The following is a 269-nucleotide window of genomic DNA, read 5'->3' on the forward strand; positions in this document are numbered from 1 at the left end:
GTGCGTGTCTTCAGCGGTGGCGGCCATCAGCTGGCTGAGTGCAACCCCGAACAGGCTGGCGCAAGTGTCCTGCAAGGTGCGGGCAGATCGCAGGCCGGTTCGCCGGGCAAGCTGTTCCAGCGCCTCGGTGGGGCAGGCGATGTTCCCTTCCAGCGCGGCCAGTGCGTAGAGCGCCCGCGCGGCCCGCTGCTCGCGTACCAGTGCAAGCAGCGCTTCGCCTTCAGCAAACAGGCGGGCGCGCACCTGTCGCGGTCCGATCTGCCAGCACT

At 69.1% G+C, this 269-nt stretch carries 1 protein-coding gene; it reads right to left on the bottom strand.

What is annotated here, in order from left to right:
- A partial coding sequence (locus ACVA6Q_RS24700) for a hypothetical protein (protein ID WP_446649228.1) occupies positions 1–269 on the bottom strand: 269 nt, incomplete at both ends.

The organism is Vibrio sp. DNB22_10_4, from assembly GCF_052879755.1.